This window comes from Limimaricola sp. AA108-03, from assembly GCF_050847355.1.
GTDB lineage: Bacteria > Pseudomonadota > Alphaproteobacteria > Rhodobacterales > Rhodobacteraceae > Limimaricola.
In genome coordinates this window covers 27,501-51,617 of the sequence record NZ_CP193761.1, presented here as the reverse complement: position 1 = coordinate 51,617, position 24,117 = coordinate 27,501, and the positions used below count along the sequence as shown (strand labels likewise).

The following is a 24,117-nucleotide window of genomic DNA, read 5'->3' as shown; positions in this document are numbered from 1 at the left end:
TTTGACTCCTCGTTTCAACACCGTTTGACGGCCCACCGCCGTTTCACGGTGCAGGTCTTCTTTTGCCTTCTGAAACGCAAATGATGTATCGAACTCACCTGCCGGACGCTCCGGCAGATTGGCAGGGCATGCCTGCCCGATCTTTCAGCCCGGATGTTCGGGCTCATGGGGATGTCCGCTCTTTCGGGACCGACCCCAACCCTTCTCCCCTCAGCTAAGGCCCGTCGGGCCCGCTCCTGTTCAAGACCCGATCATCGGCATGACGCCCGCAGCGTGATGCCGCGCGAGGCAAAGCGTGCCTTGCGGTGGGTTGGCTCAGGCCCGGCAAGCCCAATCGGAATTCCAGACCAAACCAGTATCCGCACCGTCTGATCGGCGGCGCGGCCCCTATCGGCATGCCAAGGAGACCACCACCATGCCCAACTATTGCGACAACCGCGTTACCGTAGCCGGCGACGAAGAAATCATGGCCGAGTTCTATGCTCTCGTGCAGTCTGACACCTCCATGTTCGCCTTCGAGAACGTCCTTCCTGAGCCTGCCTTCTTCGACCTGATGCAATCGGGAAAAATGGACTTTGCCGTCGATGGCGAAATTCAGACCCATAGTCACTGGATCGAGGAAGCAGGCCCGGACGGAAACACGGTGGCCCGCCCGTTGTCGAAAGCGGAACTTGCCCACTTCAAAGGATTGGCCCGGCTCGATCCCGACTGTTGGCGTGAGGCGCATTGGGGCACGAAATGGGGCCCGATCGACCTCTTCGAGGACACTGACGAAGAAATGGCGTCCTATAGCTTCACCACGGCCTGGAGCCCGCCTCAAGGCATCATCGAGGCCCTGCGGGAGAAGTTCCCTGATCTCGACTTCGTCGCGTTCTTCGACTGCGAGGAAGATCAGGAGGCCGGCTACTACTGAAGCAGATCTGCCCCCGGCCCGGGGATTGCGTATTGCGGTCCCCGGCACCCGACGGAGCAATACGATTTGCAAGAGTAACCCGGTTCCGTCCAAGCGCGGAGGTCGCACCCTGACATGGGCGCCTCATTCGCGACTATTCAATCCGGGCATCTCATGCCCATCCCTAAGCCTTCGCGCGGAATCATGCGCGCCCCGATCTCTGGAATGCCGATCGCGTAGGCTTGGGGCCTATGCGGCGCGATCTCCCGATATCTGACCAACCCGTTTTTCGCATTTGGCAGACGGACCCAGATACGGGGAACACCAAGACCGCCCAACCCAAAGGATTCACGATGCCGATCGTCACCCCCACCTTCTCCTTTGTCCCGCCCCCGCGTCCCACCTTTCCTACGCGGGTTCTTTTGCGCCTCCGGTCCCTGAAGACCGCGGCAAAGGACGAACTTCTTGCGATCAGCCTCGCGCACGGCGTCGGGAAGCGATATCGAGGCGGCTCGGTATCCGAATACTCGTATGTCGTGGTGGCGAATGGCGACGGTCGGACCTGCGATGCGACCGTCTTCAACATGACGTCCGACGCGCATGACACCGTCAGGGCCCTCACTGACAGCTGGCTTTCGGTGCACACTTTGGCGCGTTCCTACCTCGCCCTTCTCGGCAAGATCGAGGGGAAATGCGAGACGTTGCACTTCGAGAAATTCACCGTTGTGATCGGCACTGCTCCCGATATGGCGAAGGACACGGAGTCCGTAAACGATATTCAGGTGCTCATTCACGCGGAGGAGTCGCTGGAAAACATGCGACAGACAGTCACTGAACTGAAGGCATATTTCGGTTTCATGCGGGAGCTCAACTTGCTGCCAGAAGCATGCCAGATCGAGTTCTCCGATCCCGAAAGTCTTCTTAATGCGTAACTGGAGGCCTAGCATTCGATATTGGTCTGAGTTCGCGGCAATTTGCTCGCTCGTCGTGAGGCGCGGGCCGATCATCACGATGTGAGGCGGATCAGATCTACCCCGAAGCGTTGGCCTGCGGTTCGCAAACAGGACGGCACCGGCAATTAAAAATGAAAACTAGGCTTGGGAAAAATCCATAATGTTAGGAAAAACAGATACCTCGGGTGCCGAGCGAGACGAACCCAATTTGTAGAATTCACTGCACGTGTTCGTTTCGCTTTGGCGAAGCGGAATCCAAGCACTCACGAATAAGAGGAAGAAATGAAGCCTGAAAACCCTATAAATTTCTCCATGCAAGATATGGGGAAATGGGAAGTGACACCATTCCGGGCTCGGGTCTGGCGCTGTATGGGTGCGGCGCAATGGAACTTTCCGCCGCTCGAAGAAGCCCAGCCCGGCGATATCATCGGCATGATGTCGCATCACACAGCCAGGTTCTTTGATTCCACCGGGCTTGAACGACACCTCGAAGGCTTCTTGGTTTCGAAGGACGACGAGGTTGTATTTTCCTGCTACGCCAATCTTCCGGAAGGAGGCTTGAAGGAACGTGCTGCACGATTTGCCTTGGAGCATCTTTACATGGCGGAGCATGTGCATGGTGACGTGGTCCGCTACAAAATGACCGCGAAAAATGACTACGATGACTATCGTATCTGTGTCGTGATCTTCGCGAGGGCGCGCGTTCTCTTCGACATGGCTATGATCGATGATCCGGACAGTATCAGGGAGGATGCTGAGGATTGCCCTATGCCATGGTCCTGCATCATCGAACTCTACGATCTGGACGATGATACGCCTGTCATCCCGAAGGCCGAGCGGTATCTCGAAATCGTTCGGAGCATTCTTCCGTTGCAGCAAAGAGCGCTCTGGCCGTCACTGGACATCAAGGGCTGATTTGCAATTCGGTGCCCTGCGATCAATGTGGCTTGCAGGGCATCGAACCAGGATACGGGTCTAGTTCGTATCTTGGCTACGTCCGCAAATCGCTTTCAATATTTAACATAATGAACGTTACACGCATAGGCTGTTTGTAGCAGGCACTTTCTAAACTGATGGATTGGATGCCCCTCCTGCCGGTCCAATGTGGGACCGTCCGAGCTGCTCTGGCTCGGGGCAATGCAGGAGGAAAAGATGTCAGAGGTATTCATCGTAGGCGTTGATCTGGCGAAACACGTCTTCCAGATTCATGCTGCTGACGTTGGTGGCCATGCGATCTACCGCAAGAAGTTAAGCCGGTCTCAGTTCACCAGGTTTCTGGCAGAAGCACCGCGCTGCGTCATCGCAATGGAAGCCTGTGCTTCCGCTCACTACTGGGGCCAAGAAGCGCAATCTGCTGGACATGAGGTGCGGCTGGTTCCAGCTGGGTACGTGAAACCGTTCGTCAAACGCCACAAGAGCGACGCCGTCGATGCGGAGGCGATTACTGAAGCGGCGTTACGGCCATCGATGCGCTTCGTACCTGTGAAGACGCCAGACCAGCAATCCCAAGCGATGCTCTTCCGGACGCGCGAGATGTTCGTGCGCCAGAGAACGCAGAGCATCAATGGACTTCGCGCACATCTGGCCGAATTCGGGATTGTGCTTCGGCTCAGGATCCGAAACCCGGACACCTTCAGACATGAAGTCGAAGCACGAGCCAGAGAGTTGCCTGACCTGGCAGGATCGTTGGCAGAGTGCCTTCTGGTACAGATCGCTACAATAAGCGAGCAGATTTCGGCTTTGGATGCAAAGATCAAGCTGCGCGCGAGGTCGTCGCGTGACGCGCAGCTGATGCAAACGATGCCGGGCGTCGGTCCTATGTCGGCGATGGCAGTTCAAGCATTCTGCCCGCCCGCAGAGAATTTCCGGACCGGCCGCGATTTCGCCGCGTGGCTTGGCTTGGTTCCCAGGCAGCATTCAACCGGCGGCAAGGACCGGTTGGGGCGTGTCACGAAAATGGGCCAGAAAGACGTCAGACGGCTGCTGATCATAGGAGCTATGTCCGTGCTCAATGCCATCGAACGGAGAAAGCGTTGCGTCGAACCGTGGCTCACCCGTACACTCGAGACGCGGCCTCGAATGGTCGTGGCGGTTGCTTTGGCCAACCGTATGGCCCGGAGGCTTTGGGCAATGCTGGCGACGGGCCAAGACTATCGAGTTCCGAGGTCTGTCGCATAAGGCAAACCTCAGATCCCGGCAGGTGTGTGAGGACGAAAGGATCGACTAAGGAAAGCGGATCGACGAGAATGAACTCGGGAAACCAGTGCAACCCTTCGCGGCTTCGAGCCCGATAAACTGATTTGGACCCAAGTTCGCGTATCTCCATAAGGGCCAGCGGTCACATGCGCCGCACAAACAGGCCGGACACGTGACAGCACCCGATCATGCTATCCAGACGTCGATAATTCACTCGCATAAACGGGGGCATCCACACGTGGGTTGCGACAAACGTTCTATCCTGTCGCAAATACAGGAGTTTGGAAGATGGCCTACCGCGAGCTGGATCTACGAGAACAGCGTCTGGTTGAAGACCCCCTACAGGCGAAGATGTCCGTCGCGAACATCGCGGCGAGATTGTCCCGCCACCGTTCGACGATCTACCGCGAGATCCAGCGTAATCGGTTCGAAGACAGCGAGCTGCCCCAGCTCAGCGGCTACTACGGCATGCTGGCCCAGAAACGGGCTGCCGAGCGTCGCCACAGGCATCGCAAACTGATCCGGATGACGGCCCTGCGCGAGGCCGTCATCGATCGCTTGAAAGCCGGTTGGTCACCTGAGCAGATCGCCGGGCGGCTCCGCTTCGAAGAGCATCGCAGCACCATTTGCCATGAGACGATCTACGCTTTCGTCTATTCGCAGGATGGTCAGAGCCAGGACCTGGCGCGTCACCTGCCCGAGCGTCGCCGCCAGCGCAAACCTCGCTACGCCCGTCGGCCCCGAAGTCTCGTCTTTCCATTGGAACGCGCGATCCAGAACCGGCCGGATCACGTCAACGACCGCAGCCGGCTCGGCGACTGGGAAGGCGATTTGATGATCTTTCGCAAGGAGTTGGACAAGGCCAACGCGGCCTCGCTGGTGGAGCGCAAGACCCGCTATGCAGTCCTGTTCCGCAACAACGACCGCAGCTCGAAGCACCTGATGAACCGCCTGATCACCCTGCTGTCGCCCCTGCCCCTGTCTGCTCGGCGCTCAATTACCTTCGACCGGGGGCTTGAGTTCAACCGCTGGCGTGATCTGAGAACGGGTATAGGCACCGAAGCGTGGTTTTGCGCTCCGCAGGCACCTTGGCAAAAGGGCTCGGTCGAGAACCTGAACAAGCGTGCCCGGCGTTACCTGCCGCGCGATACGGCCATCGTCGCTCTATCGGATCGTGCGATGGTCGAGATTAGCGCGCAGCTAAACGCCACGCCAAGACGCTGCCTCGGCTACTGGACACCGGCCGAGGCCTTCGCAGAGGAACTCCGCCAACTCGACCGGTCCTGAACCCGTGTCGCAACCAGCATTGAATTCACACTCGTCTTCGAGGATAGCGACTTCGCCTTCGTATAAGTGAGGCGGCGGCAGTCGGCTCTGCCTTGACCCCATATCAGAGCCGAAACCACCGCGATAACAAGCGGGATCCCGCCAAGCATCGCGGGGTCCCATGACAGACTAAGCAGTCGCTCGGCTCTCACCCCGCCGCCACGAGGTGCGGTGGTCGGTCATCAATCGAGTGGTTCCAGCGTCTCTGAGAGTGAGATGCGCTGCGTTTGCCCTCGCGAGCCAAACCGGAAGGTCGGTATTAGGCAAAGTGACCACGACATCGAAGGTAGATTGGCATTTTACTGATCCAGTCGACCTAGGCGGATGGGTTCGCGATCGGTCAATGCGGTGTGTCATCCGGGTCCGGCCTTGAGCTGTCTCCCCCTTGCTGGAAGGCGCGCGGCAATCGCCAGGAACGTCCGCGACATCACCCCGCCCCTCTCGAACGGCGCGTTCCCTCGGGTCGACCCAATGAAGAGCCATCCCGAAGATTGTCTTCACAATATTAGATTGTGGCAAAAAAATGGTTGCTCCGTAGCGCGGGATTGCTAACGTCTTCCATACAGGTGTGAGGAGCAGCGGATCCGCAAAAGATATTGCGGTGTCGAGTGGGATCATGGATCGGCAATAACGGCCTATTGCATTCCGTAGGCCATTTTCCGAACCTGATCAGGTCATTTCCCGGCAGCCATGACATGCCGTTTGAGATGCGGATTTTGTGCTTCTCCGTTTTTTAACGCGTATTCCAGAGGTAACGATCTTGGCACTTTCCCCCAATCTTTCCGCCAGCGCGTCCGATATCGACGATACGCCCGAGGCGCAGCAGGTCATCCCTGCCTCCACCGAAACCATCGTCTACCGGGTCAATGCCGGCAGCACCGATGTCGCCGCGATCGATGGCGGCCCGGTCTGGACCGGCGATCTGGCGCTTGAGAACGGCACGGGGCCGGTTTCCGTCACCGGCGATGTCGAACACGAGTTCACCAGCAAGAGCACCGACTCCGAAGCGGAGGTCACTTACACCGATCCCGCAGTGGCGGACTACGCGCCTTGGCAGCTCTTCGTCCACGAGCGCCACGACAAGATCAGGCCGCTACCGAATGATGACGAGCCCCTGACCTACAACTTCGACGTCGAGACCGGTGCGACCTACAAGATCACGCTGCTCTACGTCGAGAACTGGACCGGGGCGTTTCGCATTCCGCAGAATGACCGGATCTTCGACGTGACGGTCGATGGCACTGCCTTTGCCGAGTTCGCCGATATGAACCCGCTGGGTGAAGCGGCGGCGGCGCTGGGGCAGGAACTGCCGCCGACACCGTCGAAGATGTCGGCCAAGCAGCCCTTCCTCGGCACGGTGCTGACCCGAGAACTGGTCTACACGGCCGTGGATGACGAACTGAACCTTACCTTCATCGACAAAAATCAGAACCCGAAGATCAACGCGATCCAGATCAGCCAGATCCTGGAGATGCCCAGCGAGATCGAACTGTCCGCCACCCAGGTGACCGAGAACGCCGCCGGCGCCGTGGTGGGCGAAGTGTCGGTCACCGATCCGGATGGCGGTGACGCGCCCGAGATCACCGTCTCCGACGACCGCTTCGAAGTGGTGGACGGTGTGCTGAAACTGAAGGCCAAGGCCAGTCTCGACTTCGAGGAGGCCTACAGCATCCCCCTCACCATCACGGCAACGGATGCGGATGGGCTGAGCCTGAGCCAGAACTTCGAGATCGCCGTGCAGGATGTGGCCGAAGGCCGTCTCTCGGCCGTGACCAACGTGGTCGAAGGCAGCGATGCCGGCGAGTCCCTGAAGGGCACGAAAGCCAACGACCTGATCGTCGGCCTAGGTGGCAAGGACACGCTCATCGGCCGCAAGGGTGATGACATCATGGCCGGCGGCAAGGGCGCCGACAAGTTCGTGGGCGGCAAGGGCTTCGACACGCTCGACTACAGCGACTCCGCAAAGGGCGTTACCGTCAACCTGCAAAAGGGCGTGGCCAAGGGCGGCGATGCGCGCGGCGACAAGTTCAAGAGCATGGAAGGCGTGATCGGCTCCGACGCGAACGACAAGCTCTTGGGCTCCAAGGCTGGAAACGTGCTGATCGGCGGCGCGGGGGCCGATACCCTCAATGGTCGAGGCGGCAAGGACTGGGCCGACTACAGCGCCTCGGATGAAGGCGTGACGGTGAACCTGGCCAAACGCAGCGGCGTGGGGGGTGATGCCGAGGGTGACCGACTGCTGAAGATCGAGAACGTCCATGGCAGCACGCACAACGACACGCTCGTCGGCGATGGTCGCAAGAACGTTCTCGTCGGCGATGATGGCCGGGACAAGATCACGGGCGGAGGCGGCGGCGACAAGCTCGATGGCGGCGCCGGCAATGACAGGGTGCTGGGCGGCGGCGGAGCCGATACCTTCATCTTCGATCTTGGCAACGACAAGCTGGTGGGCGGCAAAGGCCGCGACACGGTCATGTTCGATGGTGACTTCGGCGATTACGGCGTGAATCTCGGCAAGAAGGTGATCGTCACCTTTGAGGGGGATCGCGACGTGCTCACCGGCATGGAGCGGCTGGAGTTCGACGACACCACCTATGTCCGCCAGGGTGCGAACTGGGTCGAGCTCGGCTAGGAAGAGATCGAAGCGGTCGAACGCGCGTCTTGGCCCGAGACCGGCCACAGCCCGGTCTCGAGCGACACGATCCTGAGGCCATGGGACTCCGCGCCCTCACGCGGGCCGGAGAACCGTGCCGGTGACACCGCCGTATTCGGTGCGGGGCGCGCGCTCATGGCATGGATCAATGCCGGTGACCTGCCCCCCTCGCGATCCCTCAGTCTGATGTAGAGTTTGCTCAATCGCGAAGGAGCAGACGATGCGAAAGAGCCGCTTCACCGAGGCGCAGATCATCGGAATGATCAAGGAGCAGGAAGCCGGGATGCCAACTGCCGAAGTGTGTCGTCGCCATGGGCTCAGCCCGGCGACGTTCTACAAGATGAAGGCCCGGTATGGCGGCATGGAAGTGTCCGACGCCGCGAGGTTGAAGGCGCTGGCGGATGAGAACGCCAAGCTCAAGCGCCTGCTGGCCGATGCCATGCTGGACAACGTGGTTCTGAAAGACCTTCTGGGAAAGAACTGACGACACTGGCCAGGCGGCGAGAGGCAGCCCTGCGGGCGATGCGGGATCACCAGATCTCGCAACGCCGGGCCTGCCAGCTTGTCGGTGTCGATCCCAAGACAGTCCGGCGCCCACGCCCGCCGGACTGCCCCGAGATCCGCAGGGAGATGCAGGAGATCGCCGGGAAGCGGCGTCGGTTCGGCTACCGCCGGATCGGCATCTTGCTGGAGCGCAAAGGCATGATCATGAACCACAAGAAACTGTATCGGCTCTACCGCGAGGAAGGGCTGTCGGTGAAGCGACGACGTGGGCGAAAGCGGGCTCGAGGCACGCGCACACCGATGCCGGAGGCGACGCATCCCAATGCCCGCTGGTCGCTCGACTTCCTGTCGGACAGCTTCGGCGCCTCGCGCAAGTTCCGCATCCTCGCGGTGATCGACGACTGCTGCCGCGAGAACCTGTGCCTGATCGCCGACACCAGCATCTCGGGTGCCCGTGTCGCGCGCGAGCTGGACGCGCTGGTGCGGATCTACGGGAAGCCCGCTTGCATTGTCAGCGACAACGGAACGGAGCTCACCAGTCGGGCCATTCTGAAATGGGCCGATCAGAACGCGGTGCCCTGGCACTATATCGACCCCGGAAAGCCGCAGCAGAATGCCTTCATCGAGTCATTCAACGGCAGCGTGCGCGACGAGCTGCTGAACGAGGAGGTCTTCGACACCTTGGACGATGCCCGGCGAAAGCTGGCCTTCTGGCGCTACGACTACAATACCGTCAGGCCGCACTCCTCGCTCGGGAACCAGACGCCGCTCGAGGCGCGCCGAGCGCTTGAGCAATTTGAGAGCGCCGCGCCCGGCGCGCTTGCCCGAAACGACCAGTCCAACTACCAATCTCAAACCCGCAAACTCTCACTATGACCGAGGGACCGGCGGGGGGCAGGTCACCGGTCTTGACCGAAGCCGCAGGGCCCGCGGATTGCGAAGCAGGGGCACGCCCTATTGCTCACGGCAACCAAGCGCATAGCCGGATGGAGCGTTTCCAAATTGGTGACAATAGGGAATCCTGACGCAAGATCATTTCATCGCCAGCGGATTGTGGCAAAAAAATGGTTGCTTCGTGGCGGCGTCCGTTTAACCTCAAGGCAGGTGCGAGGAGCCACGGATCCGTAAAAGCGATTGCGGGGTCGAATAGGACCAGAATTGCGAATGATTGTTTTTACCATTTCTGGTTGATCATTCCCGCTTTGTCGTTTCGTGTCCAACAGCCCATGACGTGCCGTCTGAGGCGCGGGTTTTGCGTCTCTCGGTTTTTTTAACGTGTAACCCAGAGGTCATTGTTTTGGCTATTCACTCCAATCCTCCCGACTTCACCGAAAACATCATTTACCGGGTCAATGCCGGCAGCACCGATGTGGCCGCGATCGATGGCGGCCTGGTCTGGACCGGCGATCTGGCGCTTGAGAACGGCCCGGGGCCGGTCTCCGTCACCGGTGATGTCGACAACGAGTTCATGAGCAAGCTCACCGACTCAGAAAACGAGGTCGATTACATCGACCCGGAGGTGGCGGGCTACGCGCCTTGGCAGCTTTTCGTTCATGAGCGCTTTGACAGAAGCCGGCCGTCGACGGCGGATGAGGAAGAGCCGCTGACCTACAATTTCGAGGTCGAGGCCGGTGCGCATTACAAGATCACGCTGCTCTATGTCGAGAACTGGACCGGGGCCTTCGACATTCCGGCCAAGGACCGCATCTTCGACGTGACGGTGGACGGTGTGGCCTTTGACGAGTTCTCCGATCTCAACCCCTTGGGCGAGGCGGCGGCGGCGCTGGGGCAAGAGCTACCTCCGAAAACCTCGAACCCGCCGGAGAAGCAGCCCTTCCTGGGCACGGTCCTGACACGCGAGTTGGTCTACACCGCCGTGGATGACGAGCTGAACCTGGCCTTCATCAAGGACAACCAGAATGCCAAGATCAACGCGATCCAGATCAGCCAGATCCTGAATGGCCCAAGCGATATCGCCCTCTCCTCCTTCGGCCTGTTGGCCGAGAACGCGACCGGCGCCAAGGTGGGCCGGTTGACCGTCACCGATCCGGATGCCGACGACACGCATGGTTTCAGCGTCTCCGACAACCGCTTCAAGGTGACTGACGGCGGCATGCTGAAGCTGAAGCGCAAGGCCAGTCTCGATTTCGAGGACGCCTACAGCATCACCCTCGCGGTCACTGCGACGGACTCAACCGGACTGGGCCTGACCCGTGATTTCGAGATCGCCGTTCAAGACGTGGCCGAAGGTCGCCTCTCGGCCGTGACCAATGTGGTGGAAGGTAGCGATGCTGGCGAAACCTTGAAGGGCACGAAGGCCAACGACCTGCTCGTCGGTCTGGGCGGCGAGGACATGGTGCTCGGCCGCAAGGGCGACGACATCGTCGCTGGCGGCGCGGATGCCGACATGCTCTTCGGTCGCAAGGGCTTCGATACGCTCGACTACAGCTCTTTCGCGCAGGCCGTCACCGTGAACCTGAAGAAGGGCGTCTCGAAGAGCGGCGATGAAGATGGCGACACTTTCAAGAGCTTCGAGGGCGCGATCGGCTCCGCTGCGGATGACAAGCTTCTGGGCAGCAAGATCGGCAACGTGCTCATCGGCGGTGATGGCGCCGACATCCTCAATGGCCGTGGTGGCGTCGACTGGGCCGATTACATCCACTCGGATGAAGCCGTCACGGTGAACCTGGCGGAGGGAACCGGCACGGGCGGGGAAGCCGAGGGCGATCGCTTCGTAAAGATCGAGAACGTCCATGGCAGCACGCACAATGACACGCTGATCGGTGATGGCGGAGCAAACATCCTTGCCGGGGATGCGGGCCGGGACGAGCTCATGGGCGGCGGTGGCCGCGACACGCTGCTGGGCGGCAAGGGCCACGATACGCTGTGGGGCAATGCCGGCCGCGACAAGCTCATGGGCGGCATCGGCACCGGAAGCGATGAACTCCATGGCGGCAAGGGCAACGACAAGCTTCTGGGCGGCAAGGGCGGCGACACGCTGTCGGGCGATGGCGGTCGCGACAAGCTCTTCGGTGGTGCGGATCATGACGTGCTCGATGGCGGTGCCGGCAATGACGTAGTGCTGGGCGATGGCGGGGACGACACCTTCATCTTCGACCTCGGCAGCGACAAGTTGGTCGGCGGCACAGGTCGCGACACGGTCATCTTCGACGGCGCGTTCGGTAATTACGGCGTGACGTTCGGCAAGAGGGTGATCGTGACCATCGGCGAGGATCGCGACGTGCTGATCGGCATGGAACGGCTGGAGTTCGATGACGCCATATATGTTCGCGAGGGGGGCAGCTGGGGCGAGCTCGGCTAGGATGAACCATCGCTGGCCGGACACCATGACAGGCGTCTGGCCAGCCAATTCCCATGCGGAATCGCGGGCCTTGATAGGAATGATCCCGCGCCCGATGGAGCTTTCGATGTAGAGTTTTCAAGCTTCTACGGCGTGCATAGCTCAGCCTGCGATCTCTTAGGGAAATTCCGCTTGCAAGGCATGGGCCACGGTGGCGGAATCGTTAGAGAAGCAGAGCTTGGAAACCTCGTCTTTCGCCCATTCTGCCAGAAGGTAATTGAGGACGCGGAATAGCACCGCATAGACCACCACCCCTGAGGCTGGCTTCTGCTGCCGGCGCTCTTGCCGCTGCCAGCTCTGAACCATGAGAAGGAGGGCCGACGCCGCGCCAGCCAGCACAACACCACAAGACGGAAGCGTTGCCTGAGCTGCAAATTACCCAGCGCATCTGGGGTGTTGGCCCGACATTCGAGGGGCGTTTTTACTAGTCGTCAGGTGGTTTCATGTCAAAGATTGCTCTGGTGGGTAACAACAGGACGTTTCTCGCTTCGGCCTCCAAGGCCTTGAAGGCGGAAGGCTTGGAGGTGGAAAGCTACAGCGATGGAGAGGCAGCGCTCGATGCCTTCAGCATGCGCCTGCCGGACTTGGCCGTACTGGACTGCAAGTTACCACAGATGAACGGCATGGAGCTGCTTGAGCGGCTACGCGAAGAAAGCAGCCTTCCTGTGATCCTAATGTCCTCCAAAGAGGGCGAGATCGATGAACTCTGGGCCCTGCGCATGGGCGCGGATGACTACCTCAGAAAGCCCTGCTCTCAACTCGTGCTGCTCGAGCGCATCCGCGCCCTTCTACGCCGACAGAGGATCTGGGCTGCGGCGAGCCATGAGGACGGAACCGAGGTCCCGGTCATGGTCCGTGGCCCGCTCACCATGGATGCGTCGCGCCATGAGGTCACGTGGAGGGGCGAACAGGTGTCGCTCAGTCCGACGGAGTTCCTGCTGTTGCAAGCCATTGCCCACAGGCCGGGCATCGTCGTGTCGCGCAATCAGCTTCTGGACGAGATAGGCGACACCACCTCGTGCGATCGCATCATCGACGGGCATATCAAGCGTATCCGCAAGAAGATGCGCGAGGTGGATGAAGGCTTTTTAGCCATCAAGACGGTCTATGGAAGCGGCTACCGCTACAGCGTCTATGAAACGCCATTGCCCGAGCCGGTGACTGGTCAGAAGCTTGTCAGGTCTCTGAACACACCCAACGAGCCTTTTGCGGTCGCGCGGGGCGCGGAGCAGACCCCCAGACCGATCCGGCCTCGCGAGCCTTGATCACAGCATGGTGTTAACTCCACCGTCGCAGGCGGGCTCGCCATGTCGCTCCACCGAGGCATGGGCTCTGGCAAAACAGTCGGGTCTCGATCCGTTTCGGTATAATATTGGCGCCGCCGTCCTGCTGTCCGAAGCCGTTCTCGAAGGTGGAGCGGGCTTGGGCAATGCGGCAAATGTAGTCGAATACCGTTACCCAGTTATCTCCTTGGCGCGATCATGGGGCCTGCGAGTAGAGCTACCATGGCGCCTGCAACTCCGCGCGCTTTCACGTTCAGACAAGGCTGTCGACGTCTCAGATACAGGTGTGAGGGGGAGCGGATCCGCAAATGTGATCGCAGCGTCGAGTAGGAGAACGGATTCCGACTGATGGCCTATTGCATTCTGTAGGCCATCTTCCGAATCTGATCGCGTCATGTTCCGGCAACCATGCCGTTCGAGATGCGGATTTCGCGCTTCTCCTTTTTAACGCGTATTCCAGAGGCCAGTATCTTGGCTATTTCTCCCACAAACTCCAGCGAGAGCATTGTCTATCGCATCAACGCCGGTGGCGGCGATGTCGCCGCGATCGACGCCGGCCCGGGCTGGACCGGCGACCTGGCACTCGAAAACGCCAGTGGCCCGGTTTCCGTCACCGGCGATGTCGAGCACGAGTTCACCGGCAAGCTGACAGACACCGAGGATGAGGTCACCTTCACCGACCCCGACATGGCGGTGATCGCGCCCTGGCAGCTCTTCGTCCATGAGCGCTTCGACAAGATCAGGCCGCCGCCGAACGACGACGCGCCGCTGACCTACAACTTCGACGTCGATACTGGTGCGACCTACAAGATCACGTTGTTCTACGTCGAGAACCGGACCGGCGCGTTCCGCCCAGGGAACAATCGAATCTTCGACGTGACGGTCGATGGCACGGTCTTCGCCGAATTCGCCGATCTGAACCCGCTGGGCGAAGCGGCGGCGGCGTTGGAGCAAGAACTGCCGCCAACGCCGTCGAAGAATGCAACGAAACAGCCCTTCCTTGGCACGGTGGTCACGCGCGAGCTGGTCTACACGGCCGTGGATGATGAGCTGAACCTCACCTTCCTGCACGACAACCGAAACCCGAAGATCAACGCGATCCAGATCAGCCAGATCCTGGATGAGGTCACCGATATCGCGCTGTCCTCCAGTAGGGTGGCCGAGAACGAGCCCGGCGCCACGGTGGGCGATCTGTCGACCATCGGTCCGGACGCGGACGACGGGTATGTGTTCACCGTTTCGGATGACCGCTTCCAGGTGGTGGACGGCGTGCTGAAGCTGAAGGCCAGGACCAGTCTCGACTTCGAGGAGGCCTACAAGATCAGCTTGTCTGTCACCGCGACGGCGAACGGTGTGAACGTGACCGAAGACTTCGAGATCGCCGTGCAGGACGTCACCGAGGGCTGGCTGTCGGCACTGACCAACATAGTAGAAGGCAGCAATGCCGGCGAGAAGCTCAAGGGCACGAAGGCCAACGACCTGATCCTTGGGTTTGCCGGCAAGGACACGCTCATCGGCCGCAAGGGCGATGACATCATGGCCGGCGGCAAGGGCCCCGACAAGTTCGTGGGCGGCAAGGGCTTCGACACGCTCGATTACAGCGACTCCGCGAAGGGCGTCTTGGTCAACTTGCAAAAGGGTGTCGGAAAGGGCGGCGAGGCGCGCGGCGACAAGTTCAAGAGCATGGAAGGCGTGATCGGCTCCGGTGCAAACGACAAGCTCCTGGGCTCCAAGGCCGGTAACCTGTTGATCGGCGGCGAGGGGGACGACGTGCTCAAGGGCCGCCGTGGTTCGGACGTCTTCATCTTCGGCCCCGGCAACGACAAGATGTTCGGTGGTAGGGGCCGCGATACGGTCGTCTTCGACGGTGATGTCGGCGATTACGACATGTCCTTCGGCAAGAAGGTGATTGTCACCATCGATGCTGACCGCAGCGTGATGAGCGGCATGGAGCGGCTCGAGTTCGACGACACCACCTATGTCCGCGAAGGCGGCAACTGGGTCAACGTGACCGCCATCGTTCTTTCGATCGCGGATGCGCCGGTGGTGGCCGAGACCGGCGACACCGGGACCACCGACCTCGCCTTCGGCCTGATCCTGAGCGACACCCGCTACACCGGCACTCTGCAGGTGAGCTTCGACACCGGGACGGCGACGAACCAGGGCCAGAGCGTCAGCTTCACCGGCGGGATCGGCACGCTGGTCGTGCCAGTCGCCAATGACGACCTGGCCAACGGCCCCGAAACGGTGGCGGTCACCCTGACCGGGGCCAGCGGCACCAGCCGGACGGTGACGCTCGGCATCGCCACGGCCAGCGGAATGGTCACCGAGGACGACGTCACGGCGCCCCCTGCCGGCGTCGTTCTCTCGATCGCCGATGCCCCGACGCTCATCGAGACCGGCGACACCGGGACCACCGACCTTGCCTTCGGCCTGATCCTGAGCGACACCCGCTACACCGGCACTCTGCAGGTGAGCTTCGACACCGGGACGGCGACGAACCAGGGCCAGAGCGTCAGCTTCACCGGCGGGATCGGCACGCTGGTCGTGCCGGTCGCCAATGACGACCTGGCCAACGGCCCCGAAACGGTGGCGGTCACCCTGACCGGGGCCAGCGGCACCAGCCGGACGGTGACGCTCGGCATCGCCACGGCCAGCGGAATGGTCACCGAGGACGACGTCACGGCGCCCCCTGCCGGCGTCGTTCTCTCGATCGCCGATGCCCCGACGCTCATCGAGACCGGCGACATCGGGACCACCGACCTCGCCTTCGGGCTGAGCCTGGACGACACCCGCTACACCGGCACTCTGCAGGTGAGCTACAAGGCTGGCACGGCGACGAACCAGACCCAGAGCGTCAGCTTCGTCGATGGGCTCGGCACGCTGACCGTGCCGGTGGCCAATGACGACCTCGTCAACGGCACCGAGACGGTGGCGGTCACCCTGACCGGCGCCACCGGCACCGGCGTGGCGGCGACGCTTGGCACCACCACGGCTAAAGGCATGGTCATCGAGGACGATGTCACTGCCGTCGTCCTCTCGATCGCCGACGCGCCGACGCTGGTCGAGACCGGTGACACCGGGACCACCGATCTCGCCTTCGGGCTGAGCCTGGACGACACCGGCTTCACCGGCACTCTGCAGGTGAGCTACAACACTGGCACGGCGACGAGCCAGAGCCAGGGCGTCAGCTTCGTCAATGGGGTCGGCACGCTGGTCGTGCCGGTCGCCAATGACGACCTGGCCAACGGCACCGAAACGGTGGCGCTCACCCTGGCCGGCGCCACCGGCACCGGCGTGGCGGTCACGCTCGGCACCGCGACCGCCAGCGGCATGGTCACCGAGGACGACGTCATTGCCATCGTTCTCTCGATCGCCGACGCGCCGACGCTGGTCGAGACCGGTGACACCGGGACCACCGATCTCGCCTTCGGCTTGGGCCTGGACGACACCGGCTTCACCGGCACCCTGCAGGTGGCCTACGACACCGGGACGGCGACGAACCAGAGCCAGAGCGTCAACTTCGCCGGTGGGCTCGGCACGCTGGTCGTGCCGGTCGCCAATGACGACCTGGCCAACGGCACCGAAACGGTGGCGGTCACCCTGACCGGCGCCACCGGCACCGGCGTGGCGGCGACGCTTGGCACCACCACGGCTAAAGGCATGGTCATCGAGGACGATGTCACTGCCGTCGTCCTCTCGATCGCCGACGCGCCGACGCTGGTCGAGACCGGTGACACCGGGACCACCGATCTCGCCTTCGGGCTGAGCCTGGACGACACCGGCTTCACCGGCACTCTGCAGGTGAGCTACAACACTGGCACGGCGACGAGCCAGAGCCAGGGCGTCAGCTTCGTCAATGGGGTCGGCACGCTGGTCGTGCCGGTCGCCAATGACGACCTGGCCAACGGCACCGAAACGGTGGCGCTCACCCTGGCCGGCGCCACCGGCACCGGCGTGGCGGTCACGCTCGGCACCGCGACCGCCAGCGGCATGGTCACCGAGGACGACGTCATTGCCATCGTTCTCTCGATCGCCGACGCGCCGACGCTGGTCGAGACCGGTGACACCGGGACCACCGATCTCGCCTTCGGCTTGGGCCTGGACGACACCGGCTTCACCGGCACCCTGCAGGTGGCCTACGACACCGGGACGGCGACGAACCAGAGCCAGAGCGTCAACTTCGCCGGTGGGCTCGGCACGCTGGTCGTGCCGGTCGCCAATGACGACCTGGCCAACGGCACCGAAACGGTGGCGGTCACCCTGACCGGGGCCACCGGAACCGGCGTGGCGGCGACGCTCGGCACCGCCAAGGCCAGCGGCGTGGTCACCGAAGACGACGTCATTGCCATCGTTCTCTCGATCGCCGACGCGCCGACGCTGGTCGAGACCGGTGACACCGGGACCACCGATCTCGCCTTCGGCTTGAGCCTGGACGACACCGGCTTCACCGGCACCCTGCAGGTGGCCTACGACACCGGGACGGCGACGAACCAGAGCCAGAGCGTCAACTTCGTCAATGGGGTCGGCACGCTGGTCGTGCCGGTCGCCAATGACGACCTGGCCAACGGCACCGAAACGGTGGCGCTCACCCTGGCCGGGGCCAGCGGAACCGGCGTGGCGGCGACGCTCGGCACCGCCAAGGCCAGCGGCATGGTCACCGAAGACGACGTGACTGCCCCGCCGCCACAGCCGACCAACGCGCTCGAGGCCTTCGCGGCGCAGGGTGATCTCGATACCTCGCAGAGCTACGCGGCCGGGACCGTCGGTGCGGCCAAGCTCGGCATCATGCTCGGCAACGCCAACATCGAGGCGTCGAATTTCGGCCTGAACAGCTTCAAGGTGACCAACACCGGCGACAAGAAGATCTCGGCGATCTTCATCGACGTCTCCAGCGCGCTCTACCCCGACAGCGTCTTCGACCCCGACGGCGCCGGCGGTGACAGCGCGACCAAGCCCTGGGCGGTCAACGCAGCGGGCAACACCGGCGCCTATATCGGCGGCGGCACCGGCGGCTACTTCCTGCCCGGGCCCGACCCGCTGCCCAACACCACCGGCACCGGCAAGCCCTCCAATGGCGGCTACAAGGGTGCGATGGTCAAGTTCGACCCGACTGTCAGCGGCGGCTTCGGCAAGAACGAGACCGTCGGCTTCTCGGGCGACATGGACCCGAACTCGATCGCCGGGCTGACCAAGAGCTCGCTGGACGCCCTGGCCGTCGACGGCTGGGACGTCGGCGGCATCTCGGGGCACGAGCTGATCGGCTCGACCTTCACGGTGCTGTTCGACGACGGCACCACCGCCTCGGGCCAGCTGGGCTCCGACGGCAGCGCCTCGGGCAGCCACGCCATCGCCACGCAGAGCGGCGCCGGCGCGGCGGCGCCGACGCTGAGCGTCAACGGCGTCGGGGCGGGCGGCACCGGCACCTATGGCGGCAGCCAGCCCTCGGTGATCGTGTCCGGCACCCCGGGCGACACGGTGATGGTGACGCTGACCAAGGGCTTCAACCCGGTGCAGGGCGCGGGCGACATCCCGGCGCTGGTCGAAAACCGGCTCGACGCCTACGCCTTCAAGGCCAACAACACCTTCGACAACCAGCACGTCGTGGTGAAGCTGAACAGCAGCGGCATCGCGGATCTGTCGCACCGGTTCGACTACGACGACAGCCCGGCCAACAACAAGGCCGACGGCACCTTCCCGGGCGACGACGTGTCCCCGATCGGCTTCGTCGCCGCGGTGGTCGACCCGGCCAACGGCAACGCGCCGATCAGCCCGATCACCAAGCCGATCTACCTCACCAACCAGGGCGGGCCGGTGAGCGGCGGTGCCGGCAGCACCTTCGGGACGATTGTCACGCCGATCGGCGCTTCCTCCGACGATTGGGAGCAGTTCGGCGGCGGCAGCAGCAGTGTCCTCGAGTTCGGCCTGAACGGCAGCCGGGCACAGGCCGTGGGGATGCGCTTCGACGGGATCGACATCCCGCAGACGGCGATCATCACCGATGTCTACCTGCAATTCACCGCATTCGGGACGTCCTCGGGCGCCGCGAGTTTCACCATCGGCATCGAGGGCAGCGAAAGCGCCGCCACCTTCTCCTCCAGCGCGCCACCGCAATCGCGCGTCATCGTCGACGAGTTCGCCTGGTCGAATGTCGAGCAGTGGACCGCCGGGGGAACCTACCGGACGCCCGACATCAGCGAACTGATCGAAACGGTGATCGGCGCCGACGGGGCCTCGAACGCGGCCCTGGCCTTCATCGTCGCGGGCAGCGGCAGCCGGGTGGCGAGCAGCTTCAACAACGGCGACGCGCCCGAGCTGGTCCTCGTGCTCGACGACGGAAGCACGCTCACGATGTGAGCCCATGCATACGCCCCCTGACCTGAGACCCGTCTTTCCTCCGGTTTGACGGAGAATCCGTGGGTGATTTCTGAGGCTATGCGGCCTGCTGTTCCAGTGTTGTTTTCATGGCAAATTCGGCAGGTGGGATGTTGCCCAGGGCTGAATGGGGGCGGTGCAGGTTGTAATCGAGCTGCCATGCCTGGATCTGACGTCGGGCATCGCCGAGCGTCGAAAATAGCACCTCGTTGAGCAGCTCGTCCCGGAGCCGCCCGTTGAAGCTCTCGACGAAGCCGTTCTGCATCGGCTTGCCGGGCGCGATGTAATGCCAGCCAACCGCCGTGCGCTGGCTCCAGGTCAGGATGGCCATGGAGGTGAACTCGGTCCCGTTGTCGCTGACGATGGTCTGTGGCTGGCCGCGCCGGGCGATGAGCGCATCGAGCTCCCGAGCCACCCGTAGCCCCGACAACGAGGTGTCCGCGACCAGCGCCAAGCATTCGCGAGTGAAGTCGTCGACCACGGCGAGTATCCGAAACCGGCGGCCATCCGTCAGCGCATCGCTGACGAAATCAAGGCTCCAGCGCTGGTTCGCAGCATCCGGCACGAGCAAGGGACGCCTCGTGCCCAAGGCCCGCTTGCGGCCGCCACGACGGCGCACCTGAAGCTTCTCCTCGCGATACAGCCGCCGCAGCTTCTTGAGGTTCATCACGATCCCCTGCCGCTCCAGCATCACATGGATGCGCCGGTAGCCGAACCGCCGTCGCTCCGAAGCCACCGCCTTCATGGCCATGCGCGCTTCGGCGTCGTCGGGCCGAATGCTCCGGTAGCGCACGCTCGATCGATCCACCGCCAGTGCCTGGCACGCCCGGCGCTGGCTCACCCCGTGCGATGCACAGGCATGAGCCACCGCTTCCCGCCTGACGCCGGGCGCTACCATTTTTTTGCCGCGACATCCCGCAGGATGGCGTTGTCGAGCATCTGCTCGGCCAGCAGTTTCTTGAGCTTGGCGTTCTCATCTTCGAGGGCCCGCAGCCGACGCGCGTCCGACACCTCCAGCCCGCCGAAGCGCGCCTTGTATTTGTAGAAAGTGGCTTGGCTGACGCCGTGCTTGCGGCATACCTCGGCCGTCGATAGCCCGGCCTCCTGCTCCTTCAGCATTCCGATGATCTGTTCTTCCGTGAAACGCGATCGCTTCATGTCCGTCTCCTGAGTTGGACGGACTCTACTCCAAACTGGAGGAGGAACAGGGTCTCAGGTCACCCCGGTTAAAATGGGAGTAGACCAATACTAGTGGATTTGGTTGCGGGAGCAGGATTTGAACCTGCGACCTTCAGGTTATGAGCCTGACGAGCTACCGGGCTGCTCCATCCCGCGCCATTTTGTCTGGCCTGTCGCCCCGGGAGGGCTGCTTGCGGCCGAATGGTGCTTTTCGAGATCGTCCAGAGAGAATGTGATGTTCTTTACTAGGTCTGGCGGTGACTTACTCTCCCACGTCTTGAGACGCAGTACCATCAGCGCGACGGCACTTAACGGCCGAGTTCGGAATGGGATCGGGTGTTTTGCTCGTGCTATGGCCACCAGACCGAGGAAAGAACATCTTGTTGGTGGCCTACCGCCCGGAGGGCTGCTTGAGGCCGGTGCGGCCTGTCGCGTGCTCCGATGGGAGGTCACCATATCAGCCGCCCTGCCCTTGCGGGGAGCGGTGTTCCAGGTCGTCGTACACCGTTTTGGTGCGTATGGTTTCGGATCCAGCCTTGCTGTTTCTGGATCGGATCAAGCCTATCGGACCATTAGTATCGGTCAACTGAACGCATTGCTGCGCTTACATCTCCGACCTATCGACGTGGTGGTCTACCACGGTCCTCGGGGATACCTTGTTTTGAGGGGGGCTTCCCGCTTAGATGCCTTCAGCGGTTATCCTGTCCGATCATAGCTACCCTGCACTGCCGTTGGCACGACAACAGGTCCACCAGTGGATCGTTCACCCCGGTCCTCTCGTACTAGGGGCAACTCCTCTCAAGTATCCTACACCCACGGAAGATAGGGACCGAACTGTCTCACGACGTTCTAAACCCAGCTCACGTACCTCTTTAAATGGCGAACAGCCATACCCTTGGGACCTGCTCCAGCCCCAGGATGAGATGAGCCGACATCGAGGTGCCAAACACTGCCGTCGATATGGACTCTTGGGCAGTATCAGCCTGTTATCCCCAGCGTACCTTTTATCCGTTGAGCGATGGCCCTTCCACTCGGGACCACCGGATCACTATGGCCGTCTTTCGACTCTGCTCGACTTGTCAGTCTTGCAGTCAGGCTGGCTTATGCCATTGCACTCGACGAGCGATTTCCGACCGCTCTGAGCCAACCTTCGCGCGCCTCCGTTACTGTTTGGGAGGCGACCGCCCCAGTCAAACTACCCGCCACACAGGGTCCCGGAACCGGATCACGGTCCGCGGTTAGACATCAAGAGTGCGAAGGGTGGTATCTCAAGGGAGGCTCCACGGGAACTGGCGTTCCCGCTTCATTGCCTACCACCTATCCTGCACATCGCAATCCTGATGCCAGTGTGAAGCTGTAGTAAAGGTGCATGGGGTCTTTCCGTCTAACCGCGGGAAGCCGGCATCTTGACCGGCAATTCAATTTCGCTGAGTCGATGTTGGAGACAGCGGGGAAGTCGTTACGCCATTCGTGCAGGTCGGAACTTACCCGACAAGGAATTTCGCTACCTTAGGACCGTTATAGTTACGGCCGCCGTTTACCGGGGCTTCAATTCAAGGCTTGCACCTCTCCTTTTAACCTTCCGGCACCGGGCAGGCGTCAGACCCTATACGTCGTCTTGCGACTTCGCAGAGCCCTGTGTTTTTAGTAAACAGTCGCCACCCCCTGGTTTGTGCCCCCGGCCACCACTTGCGTGACAACCGGGCCTCCTTCTCGCGAACTTACGGAGGTATTTTGCCGAGTTCCTTCAACATCGTTCTCTCAAGCGCCTTGGTATTCTCTACCAGTCCACCTGTGTCGGTTTCGGGTACGATCTCATGATGGAGCTATTTCCAGGGACTGCTAAGCGGCCCGATCAATCCGATAAGATCGAACAACCTTCGCAATCCGTCACTTCCATCTGGCCCAGGAATATTAACCTGGTTCCCATCGACTACGCCTTTCGGCCTCGCCTTAGGGGTCGGCTTACCCTGCTCAGATTAACTTTAAGCAGGAACCCTTGGACTTTCGGCGACAGGGTCTCTCACCCTGTTTGTCGCTACTCATGTCATCATTCTCGCTGTGATCTCTCCACCTCCACGATGGCTCACGCCGGCTTCACAGAAAACCCGCGTCTCCAAGCCGACCCGAGTCGGTAAGGAGACATGGGATTATGTCACACACACGCTCTGCTACCATGCACTATGTGCATCCTAAGCTTCGGCTCATGGCTTGAGCCCCGTTACATCTTCGCCGCAGGACAACTTGTTTAGACCAGTGAGCTGTTACGCTATCTTTAAAGGATGGCTGCTTCTAAGCCAACCTCCTGGTTGTTTTGGTCGTCCCACCTGCTTTCCCACTTAGCCATGAATTGGGGGCCTTAGCTGTAGGTCAGGGTTGTTTCCCTCTCCACGACGGACGTTAGCACCCGCCGTGTGTCTGCCATCTAGTACTCCCGGGTATTCGGAGTTTGGTTAGGATCAGTAAGCCTGTGGGGCCCCATTACCCATCCAGTGCTCTACCCCCCGGGGTATTCGGATGACGCTCTACCTAAATAGATTTCGCAGAGAACCAGCTATCTCCGAGTTTGATTGGCCTTTCACCCCTAGGCACACCTCATCCCGACCTTTTTCAACAGGTGTGGGTTCGGACCTCCAGTGCGTGTTACCGCACCTTCATCCTGGACATGCCTAGATCACTCGGTTTCGGGTCTGATCCCACGAACTCATGCGCCCTATTAAGACTCGCTTTCGCTGCGCCTACACCTACCGGCTTAAGCTTGCTCGTGAGACCAAGTCGATGACCCATTATACAAAAGGTACGCCGTCACCTCGCAAGGAGGCTCCGACTGATTGTAGGCGTTCGGTTTCAGGTACTGTTTCACTCCCCTCGTCGGGGTGCTTTTCACCTTTCCCTCACGGTACTGGTTCGCTATCGGTCAGTAAGGAGTACTTAGCCTTCGAGGGTGGTCCCCCGATCTTCAGACAGGATTACACGTGTCCCGCCCTACTTGATACGTCCCGTCATGCTTCCCATACGGGGCTGTCACCCGCTATGGCCGAGTTTTCCAACTCGTTCTGGTCACATTCAAGGCTCGGCTGGTCCGCGTTCGCTCGCCACTACTAGCGGAGTCTCTGTTGATGTCCTTTCCTCCGGGTACTTAGATGTTTCAGTTCCCCGGGTTTGCTCTTTTAACCCTATATATTCAGGTCAAAAGTACCTGGTTAACGACGCTATTGAGTGCTCTTGCGAGCAACAATAACGAAGTTTCAGGTGGGTTGCCCCATTCGGAAATCCATGGATCAAGGCCTATTCTCGGCTCCCCATGGCTTATCGCAGAGTATCACGTCCTTCATCGCCTCTTACTGCCTAGGCATCCACCAAACGCCCTTTTCGCGCTTGATCCGATCCAGAAA

10 protein-coding genes, 1 tRNA gene, 2 rRNA genes and 1 pseudogene are annotated in these 24,117 nt (G+C 61.4%); 10 read left to right on the top strand and 4 right to left on the bottom strand.

Annotated features, from left to right (window positions below; genetic code table 11):
* Nucleotides 1-415 precede the first annotated feature (415 nt).
* The 10 genes and pseudogenes from ACRAQ3_RS20355 to ACRAQ3_RS20310 all read left to right on the top strand — a co-directional run bounded on the left by ACRAQ3_RS20355 (nucleotide 416) and on the right by ACRAQ3_RS20310 (nucleotide 19,525).
* Entirely contained in the window at nucleotides 416-913 is a 498-nt protein-coding gene (locus ACRAQ3_RS20355) for a hypothetical protein (protein ID WP_432257096.1), read from the top strand.
* 332 nt (nucleotides 914-1,245) lie between these two features.
* Nucleotides 1,246-1,824 (top strand): hypothetical protein, encoded by a 579-nt coding sequence (locus ACRAQ3_RS20350; protein ID WP_432257095.1) that lies wholly within the window; start codon nucleotides 1,246-1,248, stop codon nucleotides 1,822-1,824.
* A 303-nt stretch (nucleotides 1,825-2,127) separates the two neighbouring features.
* The gene (locus ACRAQ3_RS20345; protein WP_432257094.1) at nucleotides 2,128-2,760 is read left to right on the top strand and encodes a hypothetical protein; all 633 of its coding nucleotides are present in this window, start codon (nucleotides 2,128-2,130) and stop codon (nucleotides 2,758-2,760) included.
* 237 nt (nucleotides 2,761-2,997) lie between these two features.
* Complete coding sequence (locus ACRAQ3_RS20340) at nucleotides 2,998-4,023, top strand: IS110 family transposase (RefSeq protein ID WP_432257093.1); 1,026 nt, start codon at nucleotides 2,998-3,000, stop codon at nucleotides 4,021-4,023.
* Between the two features lie 306 nt (nucleotides 4,024-4,329).
* On the top strand, nucleotides 4,330-5,328 hold the full coding sequence (locus ACRAQ3_RS20335) for an IS30 family transposase (RefSeq protein WP_432257156.1): 999 nt from the start codon (nucleotides 4,330-4,332) through the stop codon (nucleotides 5,326-5,328).
* A gap of 799 nt (nucleotides 5,329-6,127) precedes the next feature.
* On the top strand, nucleotides 6,128-7,999 hold the full coding sequence (locus ACRAQ3_RS20330; RefSeq protein WP_432257155.1) for a malectin domain-containing carbohydrate-binding protein: 1,872 nt from the start codon (nucleotides 6,128-6,130) through the stop codon (nucleotides 7,997-7,999).
* A 241-nt stretch (nucleotides 8,000-8,240) separates the two neighbouring features.
* Nucleotides 8,241-9,400, top strand: a protein-coding gene (locus tag ACRAQ3_RS20325; RefSeq protein WP_432257154.1) for an IS3 family transposase whose coding sequence is annotated in 2 segments (ribosomal slippage) — nucleotides 8,241-8,490 and nucleotides 8,490-9,400 — 1,161 coding nt in all. Because the reading frame shifts where the segments join, the coding sequence is not laid out codon by codon here.
* A gap of 355 nt (nucleotides 9,401-9,755) precedes the next feature.
* Entirely contained in the window at nucleotides 9,756-11,846 is a 2,091-nt protein-coding gene (locus ACRAQ3_RS20320) for a hypothetical protein (RefSeq protein ID WP_432257153.1), read from the top strand.
* 482 nt (nucleotides 11,847-12,328) lie between these two features.
* Nucleotides 12,329-13,015, top strand: a pseudogene (locus tag ACRAQ3_RS20315) (response regulator transcription factor); the annotation flags it as partial.
* 624 nt (nucleotides 13,016-13,639) lie between these two features.
* A complete protein-coding gene (locus ACRAQ3_RS20310) occupies nucleotides 13,640-19,525 on the top strand; it encodes a hypothetical protein (RefSeq protein ID WP_432257152.1) in 5,886 nt (1,961 codons plus the stop codon).
* A gap of 76 nt (nucleotides 19,526-19,601) precedes the next feature.
* On the opposite strand, the gene ACRAQ3_RS20305 is transcribed toward ACRAQ3_RS20310, so the two are convergent.
* The 4 genes from ACRAQ3_RS20305 to ACRAQ3_RS20290 form a co-directional block, all read right to left on the bottom strand.
* A protein-coding gene (locus ACRAQ3_RS20305; protein ID WP_432257151.1) for an IS3 family transposase occupies nucleotides 19,602-20,701 on the bottom strand; the annotation gives its coding sequence in 2 pieces (ribosomal slippage) (nucleotides 19,602-20,452 and nucleotides 20,452-20,701; 1,101 coding nt in all).
* 100 nt (nucleotides 20,702-20,801) lie between these two features.
* A tRNA-Met gene (locus ACRAQ3_RS20300) sits at nucleotides 20,802-20,878 on the bottom strand.
* A gap of 93 nt (nucleotides 20,879-20,971) precedes the next feature.
* A 5S ribosomal RNA gene (gene rrf / locus ACRAQ3_RS20295) occupies nucleotides 20,972-21,086 on the bottom strand.
* 187 nt (nucleotides 21,087-21,273) lie between these two features.
* A 23S ribosomal RNA gene (locus ACRAQ3_RS20290) occupies nucleotides 21,274-24,106 on the bottom strand.
* Between the last annotated feature and the right edge of the window lie 11 nt (nucleotides 24,107-24,117).

What these genes read in the sequence shown, in the direction of transcription:
- ACRAQ3_RS20355 (WP_432257096.1), top strand. Translation starts at nt 416, where the DNA reads ATGCCCAACTATTGCGACAACCGCGTTACCGTAGCCGGCGACGAAGAA.
- ACRAQ3_RS20350 (WP_432257095.1), top strand. Translation starts at nt 1,246, where the DNA reads ATGCCGATCGTCACCCCCACCTTCTCCTTTGTCCCGCCCCCGCGTCCC.
- ACRAQ3_RS20345 (WP_432257094.1), top strand. Translation starts at nt 2,128, where the DNA reads ATGAAGCCTGAAAACCCTATAAATTTCTCCATGCAAGATATGGGGAAA.
- ACRAQ3_RS20340 (WP_432257093.1), top strand. Translation starts at nt 2,998, where the DNA reads ATGTCAGAGGTATTCATCGTAGGCGTTGATCTGGCGAAACACGTCTTC.
- ACRAQ3_RS20335 (WP_432257156.1), top strand. Translation starts at nt 4,330, where the DNA reads ATGGCCTACCGCGAGCTGGATCTACGAGAACAGCGTCTGGTTGAAGAC.